The sequence below is a fragment of the Dyadobacter sp. OTU695 genome (genome assembly GCF_038440355.1).
Classification (GTDB): domain Bacteria; phylum Bacteroidota; class Bacteroidia; order Cytophagales; family Spirosomataceae; genus Dyadobacter.
The window spans coordinates 223,434-248,144 of the sequence record NZ_JASATN010000008.1 but is presented as its reverse complement, the minus strand read 5'-3'; the positions used below and the strand labels follow the sequence as shown (position 1 = coordinate 248,144).

Here is a 24,711-nt window from a genome sequence, read left to right as displayed (position 1 = left end):
TCAGAATTCGACGCGTTCAACATTATAACCGTCTTTCCAGGTCGAAATAATCATGTAGCCACGCGCACCCATGGAGGTGGTGAGGTGGTAGTTTACGCCGTCGTCATAAAATTCTCCTTCATAGAACCGGTGCTGATGGCCGTAGAGCGTGAACTTTACATTCGGGTCGTCGGCGAGGGCGTTCGTGTAGGGTTCTTCGAGATTTTTGTCAAAATCCGCATCAAAAGGCGGCACATGTCCGACAAGGATCGTATTCTTTTTTTCGGGATTGTTGGCGAGCTGCGCTTTCAGCCACGAAATATCGGGTACCGAGCCGTCGAATGCATATTCGCGGGAATTGGTGTTGATAAAAATGAACCGGTCGCGCCCGAAGCTGAAAGAATAGTTCAGCGGCCCGAACATTTTGCGGTAAGTGGCCGACCCATTGGCGACGATGTCGTGATTGCCGATCACCGTTACGTAGGGATATTTTAGCCGGGTCATGATCTCGTTCACCCATTTGAACTCCTGGGTAAGACCGAAATCAGAGATATCGCCTGCGTGCAGCACGAATGAAATGCCCTTTTGCTGGTTGGCGCTCCGTACAAATTCCTCGCACTCGTCGTACCACCGCTGCGAGTCGCCCATCAGAATGAACCGTGTGGTATCGGAAACGGGCAGATGGCTGATTCTTTCGATGTTCCTGGCGGTAAGGTCCTTGTCCCTGTCTAAAAGTGTTTCCTCGTTGGGATTGTACTGGAAAAGGTCGTCGCAGGAAGTGAGCATTAAAACCAGGCCGAGGCAGGCCCAGTGTACTACATTTTTCAAGTTTATTGATGATTTAGTGATAAGAGTGATTCCACGCCCAGGATCCGACTTCGGGAGTCGCACGCCACGGACGCTTCCGAATAACTCCGAAAATCGTTGTTTGATTCCTTCGGTAACATTATATTTAACCATGTATCCGGGCATGGTTTTTGCGCGGATCGGTCTTTTATCTTTTATTTAAATACAATACCATTATGAAAATCAAGGACATAGTAGGAGTATTGGGACTTTTGCTGATATCGCTGTCAGTATCGGCCCAGGTGGTGTCCAAAGACTCTATCAACATGCTGAAAGACCAGAAGCAGGTAATCGAAGTCAGCAAGCGGCTGAACGAACGAAAGCTTGAACTGGCCAAACTGGAAAACCAGGTTCCTCAAAAAACAGAGGAAGTTGCAAGTACCGCTGAAAAAGCCCGGAAATCTGCCGAGGAAAACAAGAAAGCAGCTGAAAAGCTGGGCGATAATCCGCAGGACAAAAAAGATGCGCGGAGGGCCAGTAAAAGTGCCGGGTCGGCAAGCCGCGATGCGAAAAGGGCGCGACGGGCTGTACAGAACCTCGATAAACTGAACAAGAACATTGAATCGCTCAAAAAGAAGATCGCTGAGGACGAGTCCAAACTCGCTTCGCTGCAAGGTGCCCGTTAGTTAAATGTGAGAGAGCTTGAAGAAATTTGTACTTTTTGATTTCAAAACTTGCCGGCCGGTCGTCGGCAAGTTTTGTTTTGAGTAAATCGAAAACCAATAATGCTATTTAAAATGGCCTGCGGTTGATTTTAATGATCCCGTGAGTTACTTTTACCGGCGTGAGACGGCTATTGCGAAATATCATTTTATTTATAGTTATCCTGGATACTACCTCGCTGTGCCAGGTGTACAAGATGCCCTTGCTGCTCAGGCATTTCGAGGAACACCAGTCGCTCAACCACGAAATTACCTTCACCGACTTCCTTTCCATGCATTACCTGGGAAAGGATATCAATGATAATGACGACGACAAGGACATGCAATTGCCTTTCAAAAAGGTGGAAGCGCATACATCCAGCTTCATTTTCGTACCTCTTGCACCCGTTTTTACATTCAGGAGGGTTTATCTTCCTGTTAAAGCCGAATATGGCCCCGCTGTGCCTCAGGTTGCTTACAGTACTGTCCTGGGCTCACTCTTCCGCCCGCCGCGGGCATAAATACACCGGACCGGGCAGATAGCGCCCGGCGTAAATTTCCGTGCACACCACCTGTCTGGCTGTGCGCGTATCCGTGTATTTATTCTTTCGACCAATATGCTGAACAGAATCATCAGGTTCTCCGTGGAGAACAAGCTGGTGATCGGGATATTCATGTTGCTGTGGGTTGCCTGCGGCATTTATGAACTTACCCGGTTGCCCATCGATGCCGTCCCCGACATCACCAACAACCAGGTACAGATTATCACCACGGCGCCATCGCTGGGGACCGAAGACGTGGAGCGCCTTATCACATTCCCGATCGAGCAGGCCACGGCCAATATCCCCGGCCTCCGGGAAAGCCGCAGCATGTCGCGTTTCGGTCTTTCGCTGGTTTCGATCGTGTTCGACGACGACTCCGACATCTACTGGGCACGCCAGCAGGTCACCGAACGGCTTTCGCAGGTCGACATGCCTGAAACTGCCGGTAAACCCCAGCTGGCGCCTGTTACGACTGGCCTTGGAGAGATTTATCAATATGTGGTTAAACCTAAAAAGGGGTTTGAGAAAAAGTTCTCACTCGCCGATCTCCGTACCACGCAGGACTGGCTCATCCGCAGGCAATTACTGGGCACGCCCGGCGTTGCCGATGTTTCGACGTTCGGGGGAGAATTGAAACAATATGAAGTAGCCGTCGATCCGTCGGGCCTGAAAGCGATGGGATTGACCATATCCGACATACTCACCGCATTAAGCCGTAACAACCAGAATGTCGGCGGCGCCTACATCGAAAAAGGCCCTACGGTACTATATATCCGCAGCCTGGGACTAGCGGGGTCGATCGAGGATATCAACCATATTGTCGTTGCCAACCGTGCCGGCGTGCCGGTGCTGGTACGCCATGTGGCCCAGGTGCGGTTTGCGCCTGCCATCCGCTACGGCGCACTCACTATGGCCGGTTACGGCGAAGTTGCCGGGGGCATTGTGATGATGCTCAAAGGCGGAAATTCGTCGGAAGTGATCGGGAATGTAAAAACGCGCATTGCAGAGATTAGCAAGACTTTACCGGAAGGGCTTGAAATAGAACCATTTCTAGATCGCACCAAGATGGTCAACAACGCCATTGGCACGGTCGAGCGCAACTTGCTTGAAGGCGCGGTGATCGTCGTGATCGTGCTTGTGCTCTTTTTGGGGAACCTGGGGGCCGGGTTCATCGTGGCTTCCGTGATCCCGCTATCGATGCTTTTTGCGGTGGCGATGATGAACCTGTTTGGGGTGAGCGGAAACCTGATGAGTCTCGGGGCACTGGACTTCGGGCTGATCGTCGATGGAGCGGTGATCATCGTCGAGGCGATCCTGCACCATCTGCATACCTCCAAAAAATACGTGGGAATAAACCGGCTAAGTCAGCAGCAAATGGATGACGAGGTGTCGGGCTCCGCTAGCCGCATGATGAACGCCGCCGTTTTCGGGCAAATAATCATTCTGATCGTTTACCTGCCGATACTCTCACTATCGGGCATTGAGGGCAAGATGTTCAAGCCGATGGCGCAGACGGTCGCATTTGCAATTTTGGGCGCATTCATTTTATCGCTCACTTATGTGCCCATGATCAGCTCGCTGCTGATCAGCAGGAAAATCGGCCAGGGACCCAACTGGTCCGACAAGATTATGACTAGGATCGAACGCGCGTATGAGCGAACGCTTACAGGCGCATTGCGCTTCAAGCGCGCAATCGCAGGCGGTGCATTTGTGCTTTTCGGCTGGGCGGTATGGCTTTTCAGTCAGATGGGCGGGGAGTTTATCCCCCAGCTCGAAGAAGGCGATTTCGCCACTGAAACACGGCTTTTAGTGGGCACTAACCTCAGTACGACCATCGAGGCGATCAACCGCATTTCCGACCGGCTGAAAAAGGATTATCCGGAAGTGATCAAGGTCGTATCGCGCATTGGCAGCGCCGAAATCCCTACCGACCCGATGCCGATCGAGGGTGGGGACATGATCATCGTATTGAAGGACAAATCGGAATGGACCAATGCCACGACTTTCCCGGAATTGGCCACCAAAATGGCTGCAACGGCCCAGGAAGTCGTTCCGGGGGTCACAACCGGGTTCCAGTATCCAGTCCAAATGCGTTTCAACGAGCTAATGACCGGGGCAAAACAGGATGTGGTATGCAAGATTTTCGGTGAGGACCTCAATAAGCTCACCGCCTATGCCGATCAGCTTGGCCAGATCGCCAGGCGTGTGAATGGTACCGCCGACTGGTATGTGGAGGAAGTGACGGGTATGCCGCAGATCGTGATCGACTTTAACCGGGCCGAAATCTCAAAATACGGTTTGAATATCGACGAGTTGAACAAAACGATTAACGCGGCGTTTGCAGGAGCGGCCGCGGGGCAGATTTATGAAGGCGAAAAGCGGTTCGACCTTGTGGTACGCGTGGGACCGGAAGGGCGCAAAAGCATGGCCGATGTGCAGAATTTGCTCGTATCGACACCCAACGGCCTGCAAATCCCGCTTAGTCAGGTCGCCACCGTACGCGAAATAGAAGGACCCAATCAGATCCAACGCGAAGACACGCGGCGGCGCATTATTGTCGGTTTCAACGTGCGGGGCCGCGATGTGCAATCGATCGTGGAAGAGTTGCAGCAGCAAGTGGAAGCGAAAATGAAGTTCGAAAGCGGTTATTCGATTACCTACGGAGGTGCGTTCGAAAATCTTCAGCAAGCAAAGGCGCGACTGGGAATCGCTGTACCAGTGGCACTTCTGCTGATTTTCATGATGTTGTATTTCACATTTTCGTCTGTCAGGGACGGGGCGCTCATTTACACGGCAATTCCCCTTTCGGCGATCGGCGGCGTTTTTGCGCTTGTCATACGGGGGATGCCATTCAGCATTTCGGCGGGTGTCGGCTTCATCGCATTGTTCGGGGTGGCGGTTCTAAACGGCATCGTATTGCTCTCCGAATTCAACAGGATCAAAAAGGAAGGACAGATCACCGATGCCTGGCAACTGGTAATGACGGGCACGCGTAACCGGTTGCGTCCGGTGTTAATGACTGCCGCCGTGGCATCGCTCGGTTTCCTGCCGATGGCCGTCAGCAATGGCGCCGGGGCGGAAGTGCAGCGGCCGCTGGCTACGGTGGTGATAGGCGGGCTGATCACCGCTACGTTGCTCACGCTTTTTGTGCTACCGGCTTTGTATTTGTTGTTTAATTCAAAAAATAAGCCGGAGATAAAGCAACGCATTGTCGCCACTGTAGTAGGCTTGCTAATGTTGTTCTCGAACGTTGTTCATGCTCAAAACAATCCTATAAGCCTTGAAGAAGCGGTACAAAAAGCATGGACAAACAACCGGACCGTTAAGGGAAGCCGTTTGGGTGAACGCGCCGCGGAAAAGCTGAGAGGTACGGCATTCGATATTGCCAAAACAGGGATCAGCGCCGATTATGGTAAATTCAACAGTCCGAACAACGACACGCGCATCGGTATTACACAATCGATCGCCTTCCCGTCGGTTTATACCAACCAGCGCAAAGCCCGCGAAGCAGATTACCGGGCAGCCCAGGCTCAGACCAGGCTGACCGAGCAGGAGGTACGTACGGGCGTGCGGCGGGTTTTCTATGAATATGCCGTGTTGAAGGAACGGGAAAAGCTGTTGGTCTATGCCGATAGTATTTTCACCGGTTTTGAGGAGAAATCCACCCTCCGTTTCGAACGCGGTGCTTCCAATGTATTGGAAAAAACGGCCGCTATTTCGCAGAAGCAGCAGATTGCCAATCAGCTCAACCTCGTCCGGCAGGATCTCGGTATCGTGCTCGAACAGTTCAATTTCTGGTTGCAGGACTCATTGGCCTACATCCCTGAATGGAACACGCCACGTATGCCGGCGCAGAACCTGCCTGACACCATGACGACCGCATTAGACCTGCCCGTGATCGAGATGGGCAAACAGCTGACGGAATCGGCGTACTTCCGTTACCGGACGGAGAAGTCGAAGCTTTTGCCCGAACTTTCCGCGTCTTACAATAACCAGAGCCTTCGCGGAACCCAGCTGCTCGACGGCCGGGAAGTAAACCTGACCTCGGGCGACCGGTTTGGTTACTACGGCCTGGGAATCAATATCCCGATCTTTTTTAAAGCCCATACGGCGCAGATCTCCGCAGCTCGTATTGGGTGGCTTCGCGCGCAAAATGACGCTGAGCTTACCGAAGAACGCCTGCGTTCCGATATGCGGAATGCGAACGGACAGGTCCGGAAATTCGCCGAAAACCTGCGCTATTACGAGCAGCAGGGCCTTCCTAATGCTGAAACGATTATGGTCGTGGCCGATCGCCAGTTTGTGAGCGGTGAGATCGACTACCTGCAATGGGTCATTCTCGCAGGGCAATCGATCGCCATAAAAGGCGAATACGTGAACGCATTGAGCTCTTACAACGAAGCCGTCATCCAGTTACTTCATTTGAACAACCAGTAAGCCATTATGAAAACATACATTTTGATATCCGCAGCACTTTGGATCTGCCTGTCATGCGGTACTGCTGAGCAGGAACGGCAAGAAGATACGACTGGCGAAGCCGCCGCGCCCGCCATGCGCCTTGTGTCATTTAATCCGCAACAAGTCCGCAACGTGGGGATTGAGGTCGGCAGGCCGACTTTAAAAGACATTTCCGGAACGCTCATGCTTCAGGGGAAGATCGACGTGCCGCCCCAGAGTACCATCAGTCTCAGCTTTCCGCTGGGAGGCTATCTCAAATCGACGAAAATGCTGCCAGGTATGCGGGTCAGGAAGGGGCAGGTGCTGGCGGAACTGGAAGATATGCAGTTTATTCAACTTCAACAGGATTACCTGACGGCGCATGCCAAATTCGAACTGGCTGAGAATGAATATGCCCGTCAGAAAGACCTGAATCAAAGTAAAGCGGCCAGCGACAAGGTTTTTCAGCAAGCCAGGGCGGAAATGGAAACCCAACGGATCCTGATGAATGCGCTCGCGCGGAAGCTGGAAGTAATCGGAATAGCGCCTGGAAAACTGACTCCGGATAACATTTCCAAAACTGTCCCAATCCTTTCACCGATCAATGGTTTTGTTTCAAAAGTGAATGTAAACGTAGGTAAATACACCGCGCCGACTGATATGCTTTTCGAACTGGTCGATCCGAAAGACATTCACCTGGCCTTGAATGTGTTTGAAAAGGACCTGAATGCCTTATCGCTCGGGCAGCGGGTTACCGCTTACGCCAATGCCGATCCTTCAAAGAAGTTTACAGCCAAAATTATCCTGGTTGGAAAGAGCCTTGACGATGACAGAATGGCAGAAGTGCATTGCCATTTCGACCAGTATAGTGCCGGCCTTGTGCCCGGGATGTTTATGAACGGGGAAGTTTCGGTAGAGGGGAAAAAGGGCCTTGCGGTACCCGAAGATGCCGTCGTTCGCTGGAAGAACAAGTCCTTCGTTTTCCTTGAACGCGACCGGGGTAACTTTGAAATGGTGGAAATCGAGCCTGGGACGGCAAAAGACGGTTTTCAGCTGATCGGTGGTCCTGATATAGACGCCAAATCGAAGATCGTTATCCGCAACGCATATGCGCTTTTAATGAAGATGAAGAATACGGATGACGAAGGATAGTACCGGTTTGGTAAAAAATTGTGTGACAGCAGGTTGCGCAGGCACTATATTTTGAGGTATAATGGTTGTACAGCTTGTTGTACACGTTGAGTAAAGCGAATACACCTCTCGGGGCTTCTCGGGAGGTGTTTTGTTATTAAAGCGTCAGCTCATCGGGGAAAGGCACCGATTTGCCTGTTGTTTTGAAGGTCGGCCATTGCGCATTCCACGCTTTGAGTTGTCTGGTCAGAAGGTTTGCCAGCGCTTTTACTTTCGTGGGGTTGGAAGTTGCCAGGTCGTGTTCCTCGCCGATATCATCGCGCAGGTTGTACAGTTCGAGCTTAGCCTGGCGGTAGTCGTAGACGAGCTTCCAGTCACCCTGCCGGAATGCGGTGGCATAGTGAATGTTCGGACCTTCGGCTGCGATCCATCGGTTAGGGTGATGCCATACCAGCCCCCGCTGTTCATCTTTGAATGCCGGATTTTTAAGGATCGGCATAAATGTCTTTCCGTCCACCTTTTGAACTGTTTTGGCATTCCTTACACCAGCAATGTCCAGAATGGTGGGGAAGAAATCCTCCACAATCACATATTGATCGGCTACTGCACCGGCTTTAACGACCCCGGGCCACCGCACGAGCATCGGCTCGCGGATACCGCCCTCATAAACGGATCCTTTCCCTGCTTTTAGCGGCAGATTGTGCGTCCACGCCTTGCCACCGCGTGCCGGAGTGGTGCTCAGGCCGCCGTTATCGGACATAAACAGCACTACCGTATTGTCCGCGATCTTCTTGTCGTCGAGGTATTGGAGCACATCCCCCAGGCTTTTATCCATACCCTCTATCAAAGCGGCATATTTGGCTTCGGTGCTGTCGAGGCCTGCTTGCAGGTATTTATTCAGAAAACGTGGATCGGCTGTCAGCGGAATGTGTACTGCATAATGCGCGAGGTAGAGGAAAAACGGTTTCTTGTTCGCCACCGGCTTGTCGATTGCTTTGAGCGCCTCGGTGGTGATCGCGTCGCTCAGGAAAGTATCCGTGCCATGATAAGCGTCCAGGCCGGGTACCGCATTGCGGTTAGGCTTTCCGTTGACGGGGCTGTCGTAATTGGCCCGGCCCGAATAACTTGCAGGATGGCCGATCGAACTTCCGGCGATATTTACATCAAATCCCGCATTCAGCGGATCGGAACCAGGCGTGCCCGAAGAACCAAAATGCGCCTTGCCGCTGTGTACGGTATAATAACCGTTTTGGCGCAATACCTCAGGCAGACCGGTGGCATAGAAAGTGTGCTCCACGCCTGCAACCGGGCTGAAACCGTTGATATTCCAATCGACACCATTCAGTGTGGCATCGGCATAATCGGTGTTCTTGTTTTTGTCAGGCGATGTCCAATGCGTCACGCGGGTCCGTGCCGCATTTACGCCCGTGATCAGGCTCACACGGGTGGGTGTGCATACGGGCATGGCGTATGCGTTCGTGAACTTAATGCCTTCGCGGGCAAGCCGCTCCATATTGGGCGTGTGGTAGCGGCGGTTGAAGTCGGTAGGCTTGGTCCAGAAAGGTACGGAGGTGTCCTGCCAGCCCATATCGTCGACCAGGAAAACAATGATATTGGGGTTGCTTTTTGATGTCGGCTGCGCCAGGGCGGGGAATGTTAGGAGGAGCACTGCCGGTATCATCACAGATCGCAGCCATGCGCAAAAGCGGGAATTCATGTTTAATTAGTGGTTTAGGTAAGAGAATGATCATGCGGCAAGATCGGGAAATTCGATGAACTTTTGTAACCCGGGTTTTGCAGATTGATGATTTTAAGTTTACTTTGTCTATAAAATAAGTAGATTGTTTATTCAGTACTAAATTTCTCATCCGCGAAAAGCACGACGCCGGTTTCCGCGAACCGATCGGCCCGAACCATCCGCAGTACTGGAAGCTCAAAAAATCTACTCCTGAAAGGTCTCAATTGCTCCAATTGGAATACGGCGGTATCTCACGCAAACAAATCAAAGAGGCCACCCGGGAATTCAAACGCGCCGTTGGTCCGGGCTATACTTTCCGTTATCAAAATGAAATAGAAGAACGCAAGAAATACCTGAAAGGCATTCGGGTAAGCGCACTGAGCCGCCGGATGCTTTCTGTGGCGTAGCGCCTGATAATTGATGATTCGATTAACTTATCATTTCCCGAAAGTGAGTTGCTTGGGCTTTCTGAAATTGTTATTTTTGATAAAAAGCAATTCAGAAAGCTATGCAACACACTTTTCATTTGAAGCCAGAAAGTCTCACACCTGCATTCGTCGAGCTTGTCAGGAAGATGTTCGGTGACAAGGAATTGAAGGTAGTAGTTGAACACGTTAAGCCATACGACGTGTCTCAGCAAGAGTTATGCCGGTCATTAATGTCACTCCGAGAACAATTCAAAGACGTAAAACTCGATCCCAATATAGATATCTCTAAACTTGCAGATGAGGTAAATTTATGATTTACCTCGACACAGACGTACTGATTCATTTTTTAGTACCTCAAGATATTTCAAAGTATCGGGTTGCTAAAACCATTTTGGAACAGATAATCTCTTCGGGAAAACTCAAAGTATCCTTTTTGCTAATGCAGGAAACTGCATACGTTTTGAATCGCTTAGGACTGGCAAAGCAAGATATCGAATCAACTATGAACACGTTCCTGACTTTCGGGCCTGTTAGCTACGAGGCGCCGGAAATGCAGCGAGCCATATCGTTATGCAAAAACCTGGGCTTTCAGCATATCAACGATTGCCTCCATACTGCCATTGCCGAACGGCATTGCGATGAGTTGTATACTTTTAACAAGTCTGACTTTAAAAGAATTGCCTTACTGTCGAAATTGAGGGTAATCGTTTTGGAATAAAAATATAGAGACAAAAAGCCGCGCCGCCAATCGGCAGCGCGGCTTAGACTTTGTCCAATCACCATTTACTTCACAGGATGTTCGATGATGCTCGTGCCGAAAGCGGGCGTTGCGTTCGTGTGACCTCTCGTGAAGACAGTATATATTTTGCCGGCTTCAAGTTGCAGGCTCGCCGTTCCGACTTTAACGGCCGTGGCAGCATTGACATAATCTACATTCAATGTGCCGGCGCCGACGGTTTCGAACGGGCCGAGCGACCAGGCGCTTAATGCTTCTCCAGACAATGCCGAGTTGGCGGCGCGACCATATGCTACGTCGTTGAATAGCGTTTTCCCGTTCTGAACGACATCCAGTGTCCCCGCACCAGGAGAGAGGTTAATGAACCTCAGCTTGGCTTTACCCGAGCTCGGGGCTTTGAGATCGTCATAAAAAAGAATTAGCGAGTCGGCTTTGTTGCTGGCAGTCCGCGCGGCTACTACCGTGTGGTAGAAGGTCGCGATAGGGCCATTGGGACGGCCGGTTGCCGTGAATGTGGCGGAGTTGCCGAACTGATAAGAGGCTTTGTAGCTCGTATTGGTACCTTCGGTGAAATTGATCTGCACGTTTCCGAAAACGGTCGGCAGGTATTCCGAAGCCTTGTTGACGGCTACGGGCGCAGGCGTTACTTTGTCTGTGAATGTCCAGAAATAGAGGCCGGCATCCACAGGACGCGCATTGACAAAGCTGATGTAAGCGTTCAACGGAGGCCGGTCGGCCGCGTCAATGTCGAGGTAGCCAGTGTCTTTACAGCCAGAGACGAGGAGAATGGCCGGGATAATGCTCAGCAGCCGAAAAGCCGGACTGGTCAGTCGCTTGAATGTTCTCATGAGGTTAAAGTTTTGCGGTAACACGAATAAACGGCTGGATCCCGGCACTGCCGTTCTGGATGCCTATAACTGAAGGATTATTTAATGCGCTTAATTTCGGATCAGAATAGTCGCCCAGCTCGTTGAAGAGGTTGTTAATTCCCAATGTGGCCTGGATGGATTTTGTCAGTGAATAGGCCACTGATACGTCGGCAACCCAGATCGGTTTCAATTTTTGGTAGAAGTAATCCGGTTTCGGAAATGTCGCATTCAATGCAGAGGCATTGGTAACAGAGCCGAAGTACACGGCGCGTGCCAGGTAAGTGAGGCGGTCCTTCTTGAAAATGCCCTGTAATGTGATTTTCTGACCAGGAATCTGCGACGTTACCCGGGCTTTTTCGCCATCGTTGAAAATGATGTAACGGTATGCTTCCAGTCCTTTGGGCGTGTTCACCTGCCTCACTTCGTTTTTTACAATATTGGCTCCCAAAAGCAGGCTCAACGTGCCGCTGCGAAATGGCGTACGGTAGCTTCCGGTAACTTCAAGCCCCTTCGTACGGGTGCTGAACGAGTTGTAAAAGAACTTGGCTTGCGTTGTGCCGGTTTGCACGAACAATGTCCGCACTTCGGCCGGCAGATTGACGTCGGTAGCCGAAAAATTGCCGGTATTGCCCACGCGGTTGTCAACGTCCACGAGGTAGGCGTCGGCCGTCAGCTCGAAGTTCCGGAATGGCTGGGATGTGAAGCCGGCGGCATAGCCCTTTGATTTCTCGGGTGTGAGCGTGGGTATGCCCAGCGCACGTGTGGCTGCGCTCTGGTTGGAGGCGGTCACCTGGTCGATGGCACGGCCCTGCTGGAAGCTGGTGGATGTTTCGGTGTAGTAGTATTGGGCCAGGTCAGGCGCTCGAAAGCCCGTGTTGTGTGACGCTCGAACACCCAGCCAGTCGGCAATACTGTACCGGGTGGCGACCTTGTAGGTAGTCACATTCCGGAGCTGCGAGAAGCTTTCGAGTCGTACAGCGCCGGACACCAGCCATTTACTGGCAATGTTTGCCTCGATGTCGGCATAACCCGCCAATACCGAACGGCTTACACTCACTTCGTTTTCAGGGCGAAAGCCGGCGTGGATTTGAGAACCCGGGGAAAGACCGTTCAGGCCGATGCTGCCTTCTTTGGTTTCGTAGACAATACCCGCTGCCGTAGTATCAAGGCCATAGATTGTCCGGAGGTCGGCTTTGGAATAAGACGCTTCTTCACCGGCAATGATCTGATAAGTTTCTACCCGGTATTGCGCCCCGAATGCTACATTCACACCCTTCAGTGTCTTCGGAAAATAGCGGCTGATATCGATACTGCCCGTGTTCTGGCTCGCGTTGTAGCTGCCCGCGTCGAAAGTGGTAGGCGTTTTCAGTCCCAGACTGGCGTTCAGTGAATTGGTAATCACATTCCCGAAATCATTTTTGCCATACACGTTGGAAATATCCACATCCCAGTCACGCACCTTGCCTTTGATACCGACGGCAATTGATTTGTCCGTAATGATGTTTTCCATCGCCGGCAGAAAGCCGTCGGGGTACAGAAAAGCGTTGTTGCGCTCGGTCCATCCCGGTAGCCTGTATACGGCAGTGAACTGCGAGTTGCGGTGACTGATGCCGCCGAATGCGTACAGTTCGGCATTCTGGCGGATCGGAACGGCCGCATTGAAGAACAGCAATGCATCTTTGGCTTTATTGGAGCCGCCGCCGCGACGGTCAAAATGGTGGCGGTCGATGCCCCGGGAAGCAAGGATGGCTTCGTCGATCTCTTTCGTATAAATGGCATCGTAATTGCGCGTATTGGCGCCGCCGCCGTAAATCGGTCCGAGGTAGAGGCCGGCATCGTCGTTACCGGGAAGGATCGCAATGGCTTGTGTAGCAAATTCTGCCGTAGTGTTCAGGTAGCCGCCGTTTTTGCCCAGAGCAAAACCGTAGTTCGCGTTGGTGCGGGTGGTAACGCCATCGCCGCGGCGACGTGAACTGGCCGTGGAGCTCAATGTGAGCTGATCGACGCTCTTGCTGAGCACAATATTAATCACGCCCGCGATGGCATCCGAACCGTACTGCGCCGCCGCCCCGTCGCGCAGGATCTCGACACGCTCGATGGCTGCCGTAGGTATTGCATTCAGGTCGTAGCCCGTCGCGCCGTTACCCAGGCCACCCCAGTTGATGTTGGCGCTTTTATGCCGGCGTTTGCCGTTTACGAGCACCAGCAACTGGTCTACGCCTAATCCCCGCAGCTGCGAAAGGTTCAACGCGGAGCCTGCATCGCCGGCGTTGGTGCCGTTCACCGAGTGAAAAGAGGGCGAAACGTATTGCAGGAGCTGCGTAATGCTTACCTGCGGGGCCGATTCCTGCAAAGGTTTCAAATCGATAATGTCTACCGGGACAGGTGAATCGATTTTGGTGCGGTTAGCATTCCGAGAACCCGCTACCTGCACTTCTCCGAGCGTGTGTGTGCTGGCAAGGAGCGTCACATTGTATTCGTTGGAAGCTGTAATGGGCAGTTCTTTTGCTGTAAAGCCAATAAAGGAAAACAAGAGGGTTTCGCCCTTCACGAGCGAAATGGTGAAACGACCGTCGACATCGGTGATCGTGCCCTGACGTGTATTTTTGACAGAGACATTCACACCCGGGAGTGCAGCGCCGTCTTCTGCCCGCACGATGCCCGTGAGCGTGCGCTGCTGAGCAAGCAGGGGAGTAGATATTAAAAGTATAAAAAGTAATAAATGTTTCATAAGTATTATTTGGGATAATGAACTTGAAACCTGATCCGGCGATGGCGGAAATGGCCGACATTCTGGTGCACCGGCGTCTCGGGGCACCGGCGTCCCGGCGACCCGGCGCACAGTGTACCAACGGAGAGCCTGCATTCCCGTCGGTAGCCATTCCGCACATCGTCGGATCTGTGTTTATTATATTTAATCTACGGATTTTATAGACTAAAATAATTTAAAAAAGCAGATGCTTAACTCCGCCAGACATCCGCCGGACAACAACGGTGGAGTGTACGAGTGCTTTTCTGCACGAAATGCTTTGAGTGAATCAGTTTTGACATGATTTGCAAATTTATAGTTTCCGAAAAAAACGGTGGTCGGCGGTCGCCGCCCGGCTGCACCTATAAATCCACTTTTACTTTGCAGGTAGTAATTGTAAGACGTCACAAAGGTAATGCCGCTCAATCCGGTTAATCAAAATTTTGAAACGGCAAATCGGATACGTTGCCACCAGATGCGCAGGCCGCATTATATGTACGTGCGTAGGAGTCTGGTGGTATGAAAAACGAGTTTATTCTACTTAGTCTACAAAAATTATAGATAATTAAAACCGCTGTTTTATATTTGCTGCATGATTTACCGGCCGGTCACAAACCACCACTGACCTGCCGACGATCCGGGCCAATCCTGCAAAATGCCTCGGATCAAAAAAGAAGTATTTCCGGCGCGGGCAGCCAGTGTATTGCCGATAACGCACCAGCGAGGCGCTGACGGCCAGGCGCGGCCGGCGAGGCTATGCAATTTTTCATTTTTCAAAACCTAAAAATTTCCAGTTGTATGAAAATCAACAACCAGATCAAAGCCGTGGCATTGGCAGGGGCCACGTTGTTCGGCAGTGCAGCATTTGCAAGCGACGGTCCGGGCGCCAAAGCACCAAAGCAGGGCGTATGGAGGGGCGAATTCGTGATCAGCGAAACGCACATTCCATTTAATTTCGAGTATAACGCCAAAGACAAAGACCACCCGATCCTGACGCTGCTGAACGGCTCACGCCGCGACGATTTTAAGGTGACCAAACTCGGGGGCGACTCTATTTTCGTGAAAATGAATACTTACGACGCCGCATTGGTGGCCAAAGTAGAAACCGACGGAAAGATCACAGGCGAGTACCGCAGCCTTGTGCCCGGCTTCCGGGGTAATGCACTTCCGTTCTCGGCCGAATATGGTAAGAACTACCGTTTCGTGGAGAAAGGAAAGGAACAACCTACGAAGCATAACCTTTCAGGCAAATGGGATTTGCAGGTTTTCAGCAAAGCCAAAATGCCTGATAATGTGGCGCTTCTTAAACAGGAGGGCAGCAAACTGACAGGCGTGGTGATGTCCACAGTAGGGGATAGCCGTGAATTGGAAGGCGTGGTACAGGGCGATGAGTTTGTGCTGTCACATTTCTCAGGTCCGAACCCGCGCGTGTATAAAGGCAAAATCAACGAGGACGGCAGCATTACAGGGGTTATCAGCTCGGGCATTTATGATAATACCCGGTTCGAAGGCAGCAAGAACGACAAGGCGGAACTGCCCGACCCTTACAAACTGACTTATCTGAAAGAGGGTTACAAAAAACTCGATTTTACATTACCTGACCTTGACGGCAAGCAGGTATCGCTCAGCGACGACAAGTACAAGGGTAAAGTGGTGATCGTGGAGATCATCGGGACCTGGTGCCCGAACTGTACCGACCAAACGTCGTTCCTCGCGCCCTGGTACCGCGCCAATAAAGACCGCGGCGTGGAAGCGATCGCGATCGGGTTTGAGCAAAAAGACGACCTTGAATATGCGAAATACACATTGGGTACATTGAAAAAGAAATACGGTATCGAGTACGACATTCTTTTTGGAGGCATTGCCGATAAAAAGGTGGCTTCCGACAAACTACCGGCGCTGAACCGCATGATGGCGTTCCCGACGACAATCCTGATCGACCGCAAAGGCGAAGTCCGCCAGATCCATACCGGGTACACCGGCGAGGTTACCGGCCAGTACTTTCAGGATTACGTGGCGAAATGGAACAAAGACCTCAACGAGCTTATCTCAGAGCCGGTGCCGGCTGGTGTCAGGTCGGCCTCGGTTGGTACGACCAAGAGTTCAAAATAACGTTTTGCAAACAGTGCGTTGTTACATCCCTACGGGATTTTAAAAATTCTGATACAACCGTTTTTCTACCAATGTTGCGTGCCTGACGGCACTAGGCGGGGAAAGTCCAATCGCGTTAGCGATGTAATATTGGTAGCTGTAAATGGTTGGTCGTATCGATCGTAAATGCCGTTAGGCATGTAACAACAATACCTGGCCTAAACCAGATCGTAAGTTCAACAAACTAGGTACGTGGTGATTTGAGACAACTGCAAGGCCGGCAAAATGTTTGTGCTTTGCAGTTGTTTAACATTTATTCCAAAATAGTATTTCAATGATTTACAAGATTATAGCGCTTGTTCTGTGCTGCTCGGGAAGTGTTTTCGGCCAGGACCTCAAAGACATTTCACGCTGGAAAGTAAGCTTTTCGAAAAGCGATGCCAAACCCGGCGAACAGGTGGAAGTGGTATTTTCCGCGGATATCGATAAAAACTGGAAGCTCTATTCGTCCGATTTCAAGGGCGATATCGGGCCACTTCCCACCGAATTTGCATTTAATTCCAACCATACATACAAGCTCGTTGGCGAGGTCAGGCCGGTGAAGCCCCTCAAAGCTGTGGACCCGACCTGGGACAAGGCTTATACCTATTTCACAGACAAGGCTGAGTTCCGGCAGACGATCCAACTCGCGAAAGCCGGCGGTAAGGTGTCTGGAACGATCAAAGGCCTCTTGTGTTCCAGCGAGGACGGCCTCTGCGTGCCATTTAAGGAATCTTTTGAAGTGCATTGATTTAAATCCATAGTTTCAAATGGGCATTACAAAATGGCTGGCGGTCGTGCTTTGCGGCGGCTCGCTGACATTCATATCCTGGCAATCCAACCCGGCGTCGGTGGAAGTGAAAACGAAGGAGGAGTTGGGCGAGAAGTTGTTTTCCGACCCGATCCTCTCGCGTGGGCGGGCGATCAGCTGCGCGTCGTGCCATATTCCGCAGTTTGCTTTTGCGGACTCTGCCGCGTTCAGTATCGGGGATAAAGGCACGCGGCTCACGCGCAACAGCCCTGGGCTGACCAACCTGTCGGGCCGTACGGACTTCTTCTGGGATGGGCGCGCCGCGTCACTGGAAGAACAGGTACTAGGGCCACTGTCGGCACATGATGAAATGGACCTGCCCGTTGATCAGGCAGTTGAAAGGCTAAAAAGAGACGATTTTTACAGCGCCGCATTTCAAAAGGTCTTCAAAACAGAGATTAACACTAAAAACCTGCTCAGCGCCATAGCTGCTTTTGAACGCACGCTGGAAACGACCGATACGCCCTACGATCGCTATCTGGACGGCAACGAAAAAGCCATGTCGGAAGCGGCTGTGCGCGGCAGGATGCTTTTTATTGGAAAGGCTAATTGTGCTACCTGCCATTCCGGCGAGGATTTCACGGCCGACCGTTTCAAAAGTATTGGCTTGTTTAATGGTAAAGAGCTGAACGATTCCGGCCGGTTTAAAATCACAAAAGACAGCTCTCATATCGGGCTCTTTAAAGTACCTGGCTTGCGAAATGTGGCCGTGACAGCTCCCTATATGCATAATGCGATGTTTAAAACATTGCGGGAAGTGGTACAATATTACAACACGCCCGACAAGTTTGTAAACAACCCGATCAACCGCGACCTGTCGCTGGGTAGCGGGCTGAATCTCTCGGAAAATGAGGTCGACGACATTGTGGCGTTTCTCGAAGCCCTGACTGACGACCGTTTCCGGCAAAAATAACTTCCCGCACATTCCGCTCCCGCTCATAGGTAGATTTCCACCATTCCTACCTTATTTGCTAAACAATTTGCATTTACTAAACAGTGTTTATTATATTCACATCGTAATTACAAAAAGCATGGCGATCAAGGAAAGAAAAGAGCGGGAAAAACAGGAAATGAGGAACCTGATCATAGAGTCAGCCACTCAGCTGTTTTTGAAGCAAGGGTACGATAAGACGTCGATTCGTATCATTGCTGACGATATTGAATATAGTCCGGCTACTATCTATCTGTATTTCAAGGATAAAGACGAGATTTTCTACGTCATACACGAGAATGCGTTCGATATTCTGGACAAGGAGCTAAGAAAACACGATGTGATAGCCGACCCGTTTGAAAGGCTTGCCGCGCTGGGCCGGACCTACATGCAGTTCGGTATTCAAAACCCGGATTATTACGATCTGATGTTCATCATGCGCGCGCCGATGCAACAGATCAGGAATGAAGAGAAATGGAAAGCCGGCGAATGTGCTTTCGGTTACCTGATTTCGACGCTCGAAGCTTGCCTGGAACAGGACAGGATCCGGAAGGCCGATTTACACGTGACGGCGATCCAGGTGTGGTCGTTTGTGCACGGACTGGTTTCGCTCTATGTCAGGGAACGGATGTGTATCCTGATGATGCCCGACGATGCTACGCGGGAAATGCTGTATAATTCATTCGACTTATTTTTAGCCAATCTGAAAAAGTAAAAAATTTTACCATTCACTAAACACTGTTTATAAACTAAACATTACTTAAAAAATGATACGATTCTTGAAACCCATGCTTCGGCATTGGCAGTATCTTCTTGTGCCTTTGCTAAGCATCTTTACACCCGTGCTAGGGCAGGACGCGAGTCTGCAAACCTATATTGACCAGGGTCTTCGGAACAATCAAGGGCTTAAACAGCAACGCTTTATCCTGGAAAGAAACCTGTTTGCCCTCAAAGAGGCGAGGACCTTCTTTTATCCCGAAGTCAATTTCAGTACTTCTTATCTCGACTCGCGCGGCGGACGGAAAATCAGCATTCCGATTGGCGATTTGCTGAACCCTGTCTATAACTCCCTCAATGAATTGACCAAGTCTTCGGCATTTCCGAAGGTGGAGAATGTAAGCCAGACGTTCAATCCGCGGAATTACTATGATGCCAAATTCAGGACTTCGCTGCCGCTTTACAATGCAGAAATCACCTATAACACCAAAATCCGGAAAGAGCAGATCCATTTGCAGCAGGCGGAGGTCGACGTTTACAGACGAGAGTTAGTGAAGGAGATTAAACTTGCCTATTATGCCTGTCAGCAGTCCGACGAGGCGGTCCGTATTCTGGAAAGCGCCGTTTTACTGGCACGGGAGAACCTTCGTTTCAATCAGTCATTGGTGAAAAACGACAAGGCGATCCGCACCGTCGTGAGCCGTTCGGAGAATGAGCTCATCGGGTTCGAAGCGCGGCTCGTGGACGCAAGGAACCAGTCGGTGAATGCGAAGGCTTACTTTAATTTCCTGCTGAATAACCCATTAGATAACAGTCTGGAAATCGAAGCTCCTACCGAGGCGGAGGTGTTGACGGATACGGCTGCTGCGGGTAGGAGAGAGGAACTGGCCAAGCTGGAATCGCTTTCGAAAATCAATGCATTGTCGGGCCAGCTGGCGCGTGCAGGGGCATTACCGAAGCTCTCTACGTTCATGGATCTGGGTTCACAGGGTGATTTTGTGAATTTTAACCGGGATACCCGCTATTACCTCTTCGGGGTGACACTCGACTGGCGGGTTTTTGCCAACAACCGCACACAATACAAAGTGAAACAAGCGGAAATGGAGCAGAAAGCCACCGGCGAGCAGATCAGCCAGGTAGAACAACAGCTTCAATTACAGAACAAAACCGCGGCCAATACTTTTCAATCGGCAGTGCTTACTTACCGGGCTGCCAAGAGCCAGACTGCATTGTCACAACAATATTACCAGGATCAGCAAAAACTCTATCGCGAAGGCCAGTTGCTTTACATCGAATTGCTCGACGCCCAGAACCGGCTGATCAGCGACCAGCTTCAACAGAGTATTTCCTATTTGAATGTCCAAACCCGCGCCGCAGAGCTGGAACGGGCCCGGGCAAGCTATTTATTCTCAAACTAAAAATGATATGAAAGCTACAACACATCCCATGATATACGCCTATCTGCTCGCGGCAACGCTGTTCGCGTCCGCATGCAGGGAAGAAAAGAAACCGGAACAGACCGACGATACAATCCCGGTTAAAATCATCAGTTCAGCCGCATTGACCCAGGCACAGGCCGTGGAAACGTCCGGTCTGCTGGGTTCCGAAAACGAGGCGCGCCTGTCGTTCAAGATCGGCGGCATTATTAAAGATATTCTTGTCAAGGAAGGGGATAAAGTAAGGAAAGGCCAGTTGTTGGCGACGCTTAATACGACGGAAATCGCCGCGCAGATGGGGCAGGCGGAAGAGAACTTCCTGAAAGCCCAGCGCGACGCCCGCCGTGTGCAGAACCTCTACCGCGATAGCGTTGCGACGAAGGAACAGCTCGAAAACACGCAGACCGCATTGGTACTCGCTGAAAAGCAGCTCGATATCGTCAAATTCAATCTGTCGCAGACCAAAATATTCTCCACCGCCGACGGCGTGGTAGTGCAGAAATTACAGAATGCGGGCGAGCAGGTCCAAGGCGGAACGCCGGTGTTGCATGTAAGCAGCACCAGCAGCAGTGACTGGGTGGTCAAATGTGGCCTTACCGACAAGGATTGGGCGAGGCTCAAAGGAGGCGAGAAAGCCGAGATCACATTCGACGCTTATCCGCAGACATTTACAGGTAATGTAAAAACCCTCGCGCAGGTTACCGACCCGGTTTCAGGATTATACCAGGCGGAAATCAGAATTGACAAGCCCGCCATGAAGCTTGCCAGCGGCCTTTTTGCCAAAGTACATATTTATCCAAAAGAGAAAACGAGCATGGTTTCCATTCCCGTCGACGCATTGATCGAGGGAGAGAACGATAGCGCATTCGTATTCGTGGCCAATGGTAACCGGGCACAGAAAAAAGGCGTGAAGATCGCATTCCTCGAAGGCGACAAGGCATTTATCCTCGCCGGTATCGATGCAGGTGCGCGGGTGATCCGCGAAGGTTCGGCTTATCTGGCCGAAGGATCGGTGATTAAAGTAGTTCAGTAACCTGTTTCAACTGTTTAGATCATGAAATTACCTGAATTTGCAGTCAAGAATTACCAGTTTACGCTGGTGATATTCCTGGGCGTGCTGGCGCTGGGGCTGTACTCGCTCTTCACCATGCCCCGAAGCGAGGATCCGGACATTCATCCGCCGCAATTTACCGTCGTGGTGGTGTACCCCGGTGCGAACCCGAAAGACATGGAGCAGCTCGTCGTCGACCCGATGGAGAAGAAAATCAACGAGCTCGACGATATGAAGCACATAATTACCGATATCCGCGACGGGCTCGCCGTTATGCAGGTGGTATACAAATACAGCTCGGATCCCGATGACAAATACCAGGAAGTAGTGCGGGAAATCAACGCGCTCCGCTCGCAGCTGCCTGCGGACATTGCCGACATCCGCATTAACAAACAGATTCCGTCGGACGTAAGCATTTACCAGTACGCACTCATCAGCGAAAATGCGAGTTATGCGCAATTGAAAAAGTATTCGAAGGAATTCAAGGAGCAACTCGAAAAGATCAAAACCCTTAAAAAGGTGGAATATTCGGGCATCCCGGAACCGCAAGTGAAGGTAAACCTCAATTTGCAAAAAATCGCACAGCAGAAACTGACCCAGGACCAGATCGTTGGCGCATTGCAGAGCGAGGGCGTAAACATTCCCGGCGGCAGCATCAGCATGGCCACCAAAAAGCTGAACATTAAAACGAGCGGCAGCTACCGCACGCTGGATGAAGTTGCCAATACGGTAGTTTCCCGCTCGAACGGCAAGATCGTGTATCTGAAAGACGTAGCCGACGTAAAGATGGGTTATGAGGACGAAACGCATATCACCCGCCTGAACGGCTTCCGTTGCAGCTTTGTGAATGTAAGCCAGAAGGAAGGCGAAAACATCATATCCGTGCGCGACCAGGTAGTGCCGGTAGTGGCGAAGTTTGAAAAAACATTGCCTTCCAATATAGAAATGATCAAGGTGTTCGATCAGGCCAGTAGCGTCGATACCCGTTTATCGCATTTCGCCAGGGATTTCGGCATAGCCATATTGCTGGTACTGCTCACATTGCTGCCGCTTGGCACACGGGCTTCGCTGGTGGTGATGATTTCGATCCCCCTTTCACTGGCGATCGGCCTTACGATCATGAACTTGCTGGGTTATAATATTAATCAGCTTAGCATTGTCGGGATGATCGTCGCGCTGGGTATCCTGGTTGACGACAGCATTGTAGTGGTGGAAAATATCGAACGTTATTTACGCATGGGCTACGGAAAGGTGCAGGCGGCTATTCAGGCTTCCTCGCAAATCGGCCTCGCGGTAGTCGGTTGTACGATTCTGCTGATCTTCGCATTCCTGCCGCTGGTATTCCTGCCCGAAGGCGCGGGTGACTTTATCCGAAGCTTGCCGATGTCCGTGATCACGACGGTATTTGCCTCCATGCTCGTTTCGCTTACCGTAGTGCCGTTCCTGTCGAGCGTGATCCTGAAACCGCATGCGAGTGAGGATGGTAACTGGCTGCTGCGGGGTATGAAAAAAGGTATTCACAAAACCTACGGCAGCGTGCTCGACCGTGCATTGCATTGGCCGAAAACCACATTGCTCATCGCCGGGCTCATCTTCGCAGGCTCGCTGGCATTGGTACCACTCATCGGCAACAGTCTTTTTCCCAAATCGGAGAAGCCGATGTTCTTGATAGACATTGAAACACCGCAGGGTACCAACCTCAAAAAGACGAACGAAATCGCCCGCTACGTGGAAGGTATTCTTAAAAAAGAGCCACTTATTACCTCCTTTTCGACTAACGTCGGCAAGGGTAACCCGCGGGTTTATTATAATGTAATTCAAAGGAATGAGAGCGAGAACTTTGCCGAGATATTCGTGCAGGTGGAAGGACTTGAAACCGAGGAGAAAGTAGCGGTGATCGAAAAGCTGCGAAAGAGGCTGGAACGTTATCCGGGCGCTGAAATCAAGGTGAAAGACTTTGAGCAGGGGCCGTTGATCGAAGCGCCGCTGGCCTACCGCATTTACGGGGAAAACCTGGAAGACTTGCGCAAAACCGCATTCCGCGTCGCGGATTTGCTCACCAAAACCGAAGGGACGATTTACGTCAATAACCCGTTGCTCGTGCAACCGACCGATTTACGCATCAACATCAATAAACAGAAAGCCGGAACGCTGGGCATTTCCTCGGCCGACATCGATCGTACGGTGCGGCTGGGGGCTGCCGGGCTAAACGTGGCCACTTTCCGCGAGGATGTGGGTAAGGCCGATAGCTACAATATCAATGTATCCGTCCCGCGCAATGCTGCAATCCAGGATTACAGTGTTTTCGACAAGCTGTATGTCACATCGGCCTCGGGTGCGAGCATTCCCCTGAAAAATATCGCCACGATCGAAATGGAAAGCTCCCCGAACCAGATCCGGCATTACGATAAAGACCGTTACGTGACCGTTTCAGCATTTGCTAAGCCGGGTTATAATGTCCAGAAAATGAACGACGACATTACGGCGAAGCTCAATCAGTTCAAATTTGAAAAAGGCCAGCACTTTAAAGTGGCCGGGGAAAAAGAGAGCCAGGAGGAGAGCTTTGGCGGATTGGGATTGATCATACTGATCACCGTGTTCGGGTTCCTGGGAGTACTGATATTGGAATTCAAAACCTTTAAAAGCATTCTGATCGTACTGTCGGTGATCCCGCTGGGTATTGTGGGCGGCCTGGCGATGTTGTTCCTGACGGGTGAAACGCTTTCCTTCACAGCCACGATCGGTTTTATCGCATTGGTAGGTATTGAAGTGAAAAACTCGCTGCTGGTGGTCGATTTTACCAACCAGTTGCGCGAGCAGGGCAAGGGCATCGAGGAAGCAATCATCGAAGCCGGCGAAATCCGTTTCGTACCCATATTGCTCACTTCGATGACGGCGATAGGCGGCTTGCTGCCGCTCGTGATAGAGTATAGCGCATTGTATTCGCCCCTGGCTTTGGTACTTATCGGCGGGCTGATCAGCTCCACACTGCTTTCCCGCCTGGTGACGCCGGTAATGTACAAGCTGTTGCCGCCGAAAGTAGAACAACGGCTCGCAGTAGAGGAAACAGAGCTTGAAGCAGCCTACTAGTATAGAAAATGGTTACCGGCAGCTTACCGGTAACCATTTTCTTTTTGATGCTATCTCCTTATAAATTGACGACCACGGGCTTGCCGCCGCTTTGCCTGGTAACCTTATTAAGCGCCTGACCGATCCCTTTTGTGAAACCCTCGCTGATTTCAGCATAAGCGAGGTCTGTATTTTCCACGATCAGCTTATGTGCCATTTCGTCGTAGCTCCATTTCATCCCGGCCATTTTCTGGTCGGCTGCCGGAGCTTCCGTGAGCGTTGGAGCTGGACTCGCGTGGCTGACCGGGCAGATGCACAGTCGCCAGATAATAACGCCGGCCGCTGCGGCCGAGACGAAAAAGGCTTGCAGCTGTCCTTTGGGATTGTGGAACAGCGCGGATACTGCTGAGGTTACGATGGTAGTAGATTTGAAGAGCATGGCTAATGGATTTAAATGCAATAGATGTTTG

Annotated in this window: 20 protein-coding genes; 14 read left to right on the top strand and 6 right to left on the bottom strand. The window is 51.2% G+C overall.

The genetic code is table 11. The features are described 5' to 3' along the window. A complete protein-coding gene (locus tag AAHB90_RS17035; protein WP_342086412.1) occupies positions 1-807 on the bottom strand; it encodes a metallophosphoesterase family protein in 807 nt (268 codons plus the stop codon). A 194-nt stretch (positions 808-1,001) separates the two neighbouring features. Between AAHB90_RS17035 and AAHB90_RS17030 the strand changes: the two genes are divergently transcribed. From AAHB90_RS17030 to AAHB90_RS17015, 4 genes are all read left to right on the top strand, one after another. Beyond that, complete coding sequence (locus tag AAHB90_RS17030; protein ID WP_342086411.1) at positions 1,002-1,451, top strand: hypothetical protein; 450 nt, start codon at positions 1,002-1,004, stop codon at positions 1,449-1,451. Between the two features lie 170 nt (positions 1,452-1,621). Beyond that, entirely contained in the window at positions 1,622-1,987 is a 366-nt protein-coding gene (locus AAHB90_RS17025; protein WP_342086410.1) for a hypothetical protein, read from the top strand. A 96-nt stretch (positions 1,988-2,083) separates the two neighbouring features. Next, positions 2,084-6,445, top strand: a complete 4,362-nt coding sequence (locus AAHB90_RS17020; protein ID WP_342086409.1) for a CusA/CzcA family heavy metal efflux RND transporter — start codon at positions 2,084-2,086, stop codon at positions 6,443-6,445. Positions 6,446-6,451: 6 nt separating this feature from the next. Continuing rightward, complete coding sequence (locus AAHB90_RS17015) at positions 6,452-7,597, top strand: efflux RND transporter periplasmic adaptor subunit (protein WP_342086408.1); 1,146 nt, start codon at positions 6,452-6,454, stop codon at positions 7,595-7,597. Positions 7,598-7,733: 136 nt separating this feature from the next. Here the strand turns inward: AAHB90_RS17015 and AAHB90_RS17010 are convergent, their stop codons facing one another. Further along, a complete protein-coding gene (locus tag AAHB90_RS17010) occupies positions 7,734-9,293 on the bottom strand; it encodes a sulfatase (RefSeq protein WP_342086407.1) in 1,560 nt (519 codons plus the stop codon). A gap of 245 nt (positions 9,294-9,538) precedes the next feature. Here AAHB90_RS17010 and AAHB90_RS17005 point away from each other — a divergent pair, with 245 nt between their 5' ends. Both AAHB90_RS17005 and AAHB90_RS17000 read left to right on the top strand, forming a co-directional pair. Next, the gene (locus AAHB90_RS17005; protein ID WP_342086406.1) at positions 9,539-9,721 is read left to right on the top strand and encodes a hypothetical protein; all 183 of its coding nucleotides are present in this window, start codon (positions 9,539-9,541) and stop codon (positions 9,719-9,721) included. Positions 9,722-10,052: 331 nt separating this feature from the next. After that, positions 10,053-10,460: a type II toxin-antitoxin system VapC family toxin gene (locus tag AAHB90_RS17000; protein WP_342086405.1), complete on the top strand. Its 408-nt coding sequence runs from the start codon at positions 10,053-10,055 to the stop codon at positions 10,458-10,460. A 65-nt stretch (positions 10,461-10,525) separates the two neighbouring features. Here AAHB90_RS17000 and AAHB90_RS16995 read toward each other — a convergent pair whose 3' ends face one another. Continuing rightward, on the bottom strand, positions 10,526-11,326 hold the full coding sequence (locus AAHB90_RS16995) for a DUF4397 domain-containing protein (RefSeq protein WP_342086404.1): 801 nt from the start codon (positions 11,324-11,326) through the stop codon (positions 10,526-10,528). Between the two features lie 4 nt (positions 11,327-11,330). Further along, entirely contained in the window at positions 11,331-14,078 is a 2,748-nt protein-coding gene (locus tag AAHB90_RS16990) for a TonB-dependent receptor (protein ID WP_342086403.1), read from the bottom strand. A 17-nt stretch (positions 14,079-14,095) separates the two neighbouring features. Here AAHB90_RS16990 and AAHB90_RS16985 point away from each other — a divergent pair, with 17 nt between their 5' ends. Then, complete coding sequence (locus AAHB90_RS16985; protein WP_342086402.1) at positions 14,096-14,281, top strand: hypothetical protein; 186 nt, start codon at positions 14,096-14,098, stop codon at positions 14,279-14,281. Between the two features lie 412 nt (positions 14,282-14,693). Here the strand turns inward: AAHB90_RS16985 and AAHB90_RS16980 are convergent, their stop codons facing one another. Then, positions 14,694-14,873 (bottom strand): hypothetical protein, encoded by a 180-nt coding sequence (locus AAHB90_RS16980; protein WP_342086401.1) that lies wholly within the window; start codon positions 14,871-14,873, stop codon positions 14,694-14,696. A 21-nt stretch (positions 14,874-14,894) separates the two neighbouring features. Between AAHB90_RS16980 and AAHB90_RS16975 the strand changes: the two genes are divergently transcribed. The 7 genes from AAHB90_RS16975 to AAHB90_RS16945 all read left to right on the top strand — a co-directional run bounded on the left by AAHB90_RS16975 (position 14,895) and on the right by AAHB90_RS16945 (position 24,262). Then, complete coding sequence (locus AAHB90_RS16975) at positions 14,895-16,208, top strand: peroxiredoxin family protein (protein WP_342086400.1); 1,314 nt, start codon at positions 14,895-14,897, stop codon at positions 16,206-16,208. A gap of 313 nt (positions 16,209-16,521) precedes the next feature. Next, positions 16,522-16,977, top strand: coding sequence for a protein-disulfide reductase DsbD domain-containing protein (locus AAHB90_RS16970; protein ID WP_342086399.1), 456 nt, complete (start codon positions 16,522-16,524; stop codon positions 16,975-16,977). Positions 16,978-16,996: 19 nt separating this feature from the next. After that, a complete protein-coding gene (locus tag AAHB90_RS16965) occupies positions 16,997-17,950 on the top strand; it encodes a cytochrome-c peroxidase (RefSeq protein ID WP_342086398.1) in 954 nt (317 codons plus the stop codon). 118 nt (positions 17,951-18,068) lie between these two features. Beyond that, positions 18,069-18,683, top strand: coding sequence for a TetR/AcrR family transcriptional regulator (locus AAHB90_RS16960; RefSeq protein WP_342086397.1), 615 nt, complete (start codon positions 18,069-18,071; stop codon positions 18,681-18,683). Between the two features lie 52 nt (positions 18,684-18,735). After that, positions 18,736-20,103 (top strand): TolC family protein, encoded by a 1,368-nt coding sequence (locus tag AAHB90_RS16955; protein ID WP_342086396.1) that lies wholly within the window; start codon positions 18,736-18,738, stop codon positions 20,101-20,103. Positions 20,104-20,110: 7 nt separating this feature from the next. Beyond that, entirely contained in the window at positions 20,111-21,154 is a 1,044-nt protein-coding gene (locus tag AAHB90_RS16950) for an efflux RND transporter periplasmic adaptor subunit (protein ID WP_342086395.1), read from the top strand. Positions 21,155-21,175: 21 nt separating this feature from the next. After that, positions 21,176-24,262 carry an efflux RND transporter permease subunit gene (locus AAHB90_RS16945; protein ID WP_342086394.1) on the top strand — a complete coding sequence of 1,029 codons (3,087 nt, stop codon included), beginning with the start codon at positions 21,176-21,178 and terminating at the stop codon, positions 24,260-24,262. 58 nt (positions 24,263-24,320) lie between these two features. On the opposite strand, the gene AAHB90_RS16940 is transcribed toward AAHB90_RS16945, so the two are convergent. Next, the gene (locus AAHB90_RS16940) at positions 24,321-24,680 is read right to left on the bottom strand and encodes a hypothetical protein (RefSeq protein WP_342086393.1); all 360 of its coding nucleotides are present in this window, start codon (positions 24,678-24,680) and stop codon (positions 24,321-24,323) included. Between the last annotated feature and the right edge of the window lie 31 nt (positions 24,681-24,711).

What these genes read in the sequence shown, in the direction of transcription:
- AAHB90_RS17020 (WP_342086409.1), top strand. Translation starts at nt 2,084, where the DNA reads ATGCTGAACAGAATCATCAGGTTCTCCGTGGAGAACAAGCTGGTGATC.
- AAHB90_RS16975 (WP_342086400.1), top strand. Translation starts at nt 14,895, where the DNA reads ATGAAAATCAACAACCAGATCAAAGCCGTGGCATTGGCAGGGGCCACG.
- AAHB90_RS16970 (WP_342086399.1), top strand. Translation starts at nt 16,522, where the DNA reads ATGATTTACAAGATTATAGCGCTTGTTCTGTGCTGCTCGGGAAGTGTT.
- AAHB90_RS17000 (WP_342086405.1), top strand. Translation starts at nt 10,053, where the DNA reads ATGATTTACCTCGACACAGACGTACTGATTCATTTTTTAGTACCTCAA.
- AAHB90_RS17015 (WP_342086408.1), top strand. Translation starts at nt 6,452, where the DNA reads ATGAAAACATACATTTTGATATCCGCAGCACTTTGGATCTGCCTGTCA.
- AAHB90_RS16945 (WP_342086394.1), top strand. Translation starts at nt 21,176, where the DNA reads ATGAAATTACCTGAATTTGCAGTCAAGAATTACCAGTTTACGCTGGTG.
- AAHB90_RS16950 (WP_342086395.1), top strand. Translation starts at nt 20,111, where the DNA reads ATGAAAGCTACAACACATCCCATGATATACGCCTATCTGCTCGCGGCA.
- AAHB90_RS16965 (WP_342086398.1), top strand. Translation starts at nt 16,997, where the DNA reads ATGGGCATTACAAAATGGCTGGCGGTCGTGCTTTGCGGCGGCTCGCTG.
- AAHB90_RS16940 (WP_342086393.1), bottom strand. Translation starts at nt 24,680, where the DNA reads ATGCTCTTCAAATCTACTACCATCGTAACCTCAGCAGTATCCGCGCTG.
- AAHB90_RS16990 (WP_342086403.1), bottom strand. Translation starts at nt 14,078, where the DNA reads ATGAAACATTTATTACTTTTTATACTTTTAATATCTACTCCCCTGCTT.
- AAHB90_RS16995 (WP_342086404.1), bottom strand. Translation starts at nt 11,326, where the DNA reads ATGAGAACATTCAAGCGACTGACCAGTCCGGCTTTTCGGCTGCTGAGC.
- AAHB90_RS16955 (WP_342086396.1), top strand. Translation starts at nt 18,736, where the DNA reads ATGATACGATTCTTGAAACCCATGCTTCGGCATTGGCAGTATCTTCTT.
- AAHB90_RS16985 (WP_342086402.1), top strand. Translation starts at nt 14,096, where the DNA reads ATGAACTTGAAACCTGATCCGGCGATGGCGGAAATGGCCGACATTCTG.
- AAHB90_RS16960 (WP_342086397.1), top strand. Translation starts at nt 18,069, where the DNA reads ATGGCGATCAAGGAAAGAAAAGAGCGGGAAAAACAGGAAATGAGGAAC.
- AAHB90_RS17010 (WP_342086407.1), bottom strand. Translation starts at nt 9,293, where the DNA reads ATGAATTCCCGCTTTTGCGCATGGCTGCGATCTGTGATGATACCGGCA.
- AAHB90_RS17030 (WP_342086411.1), top strand. Translation starts at nt 1,002, where the DNA reads ATGAAAATCAAGGACATAGTAGGAGTATTGGGACTTTTGCTGATATCG.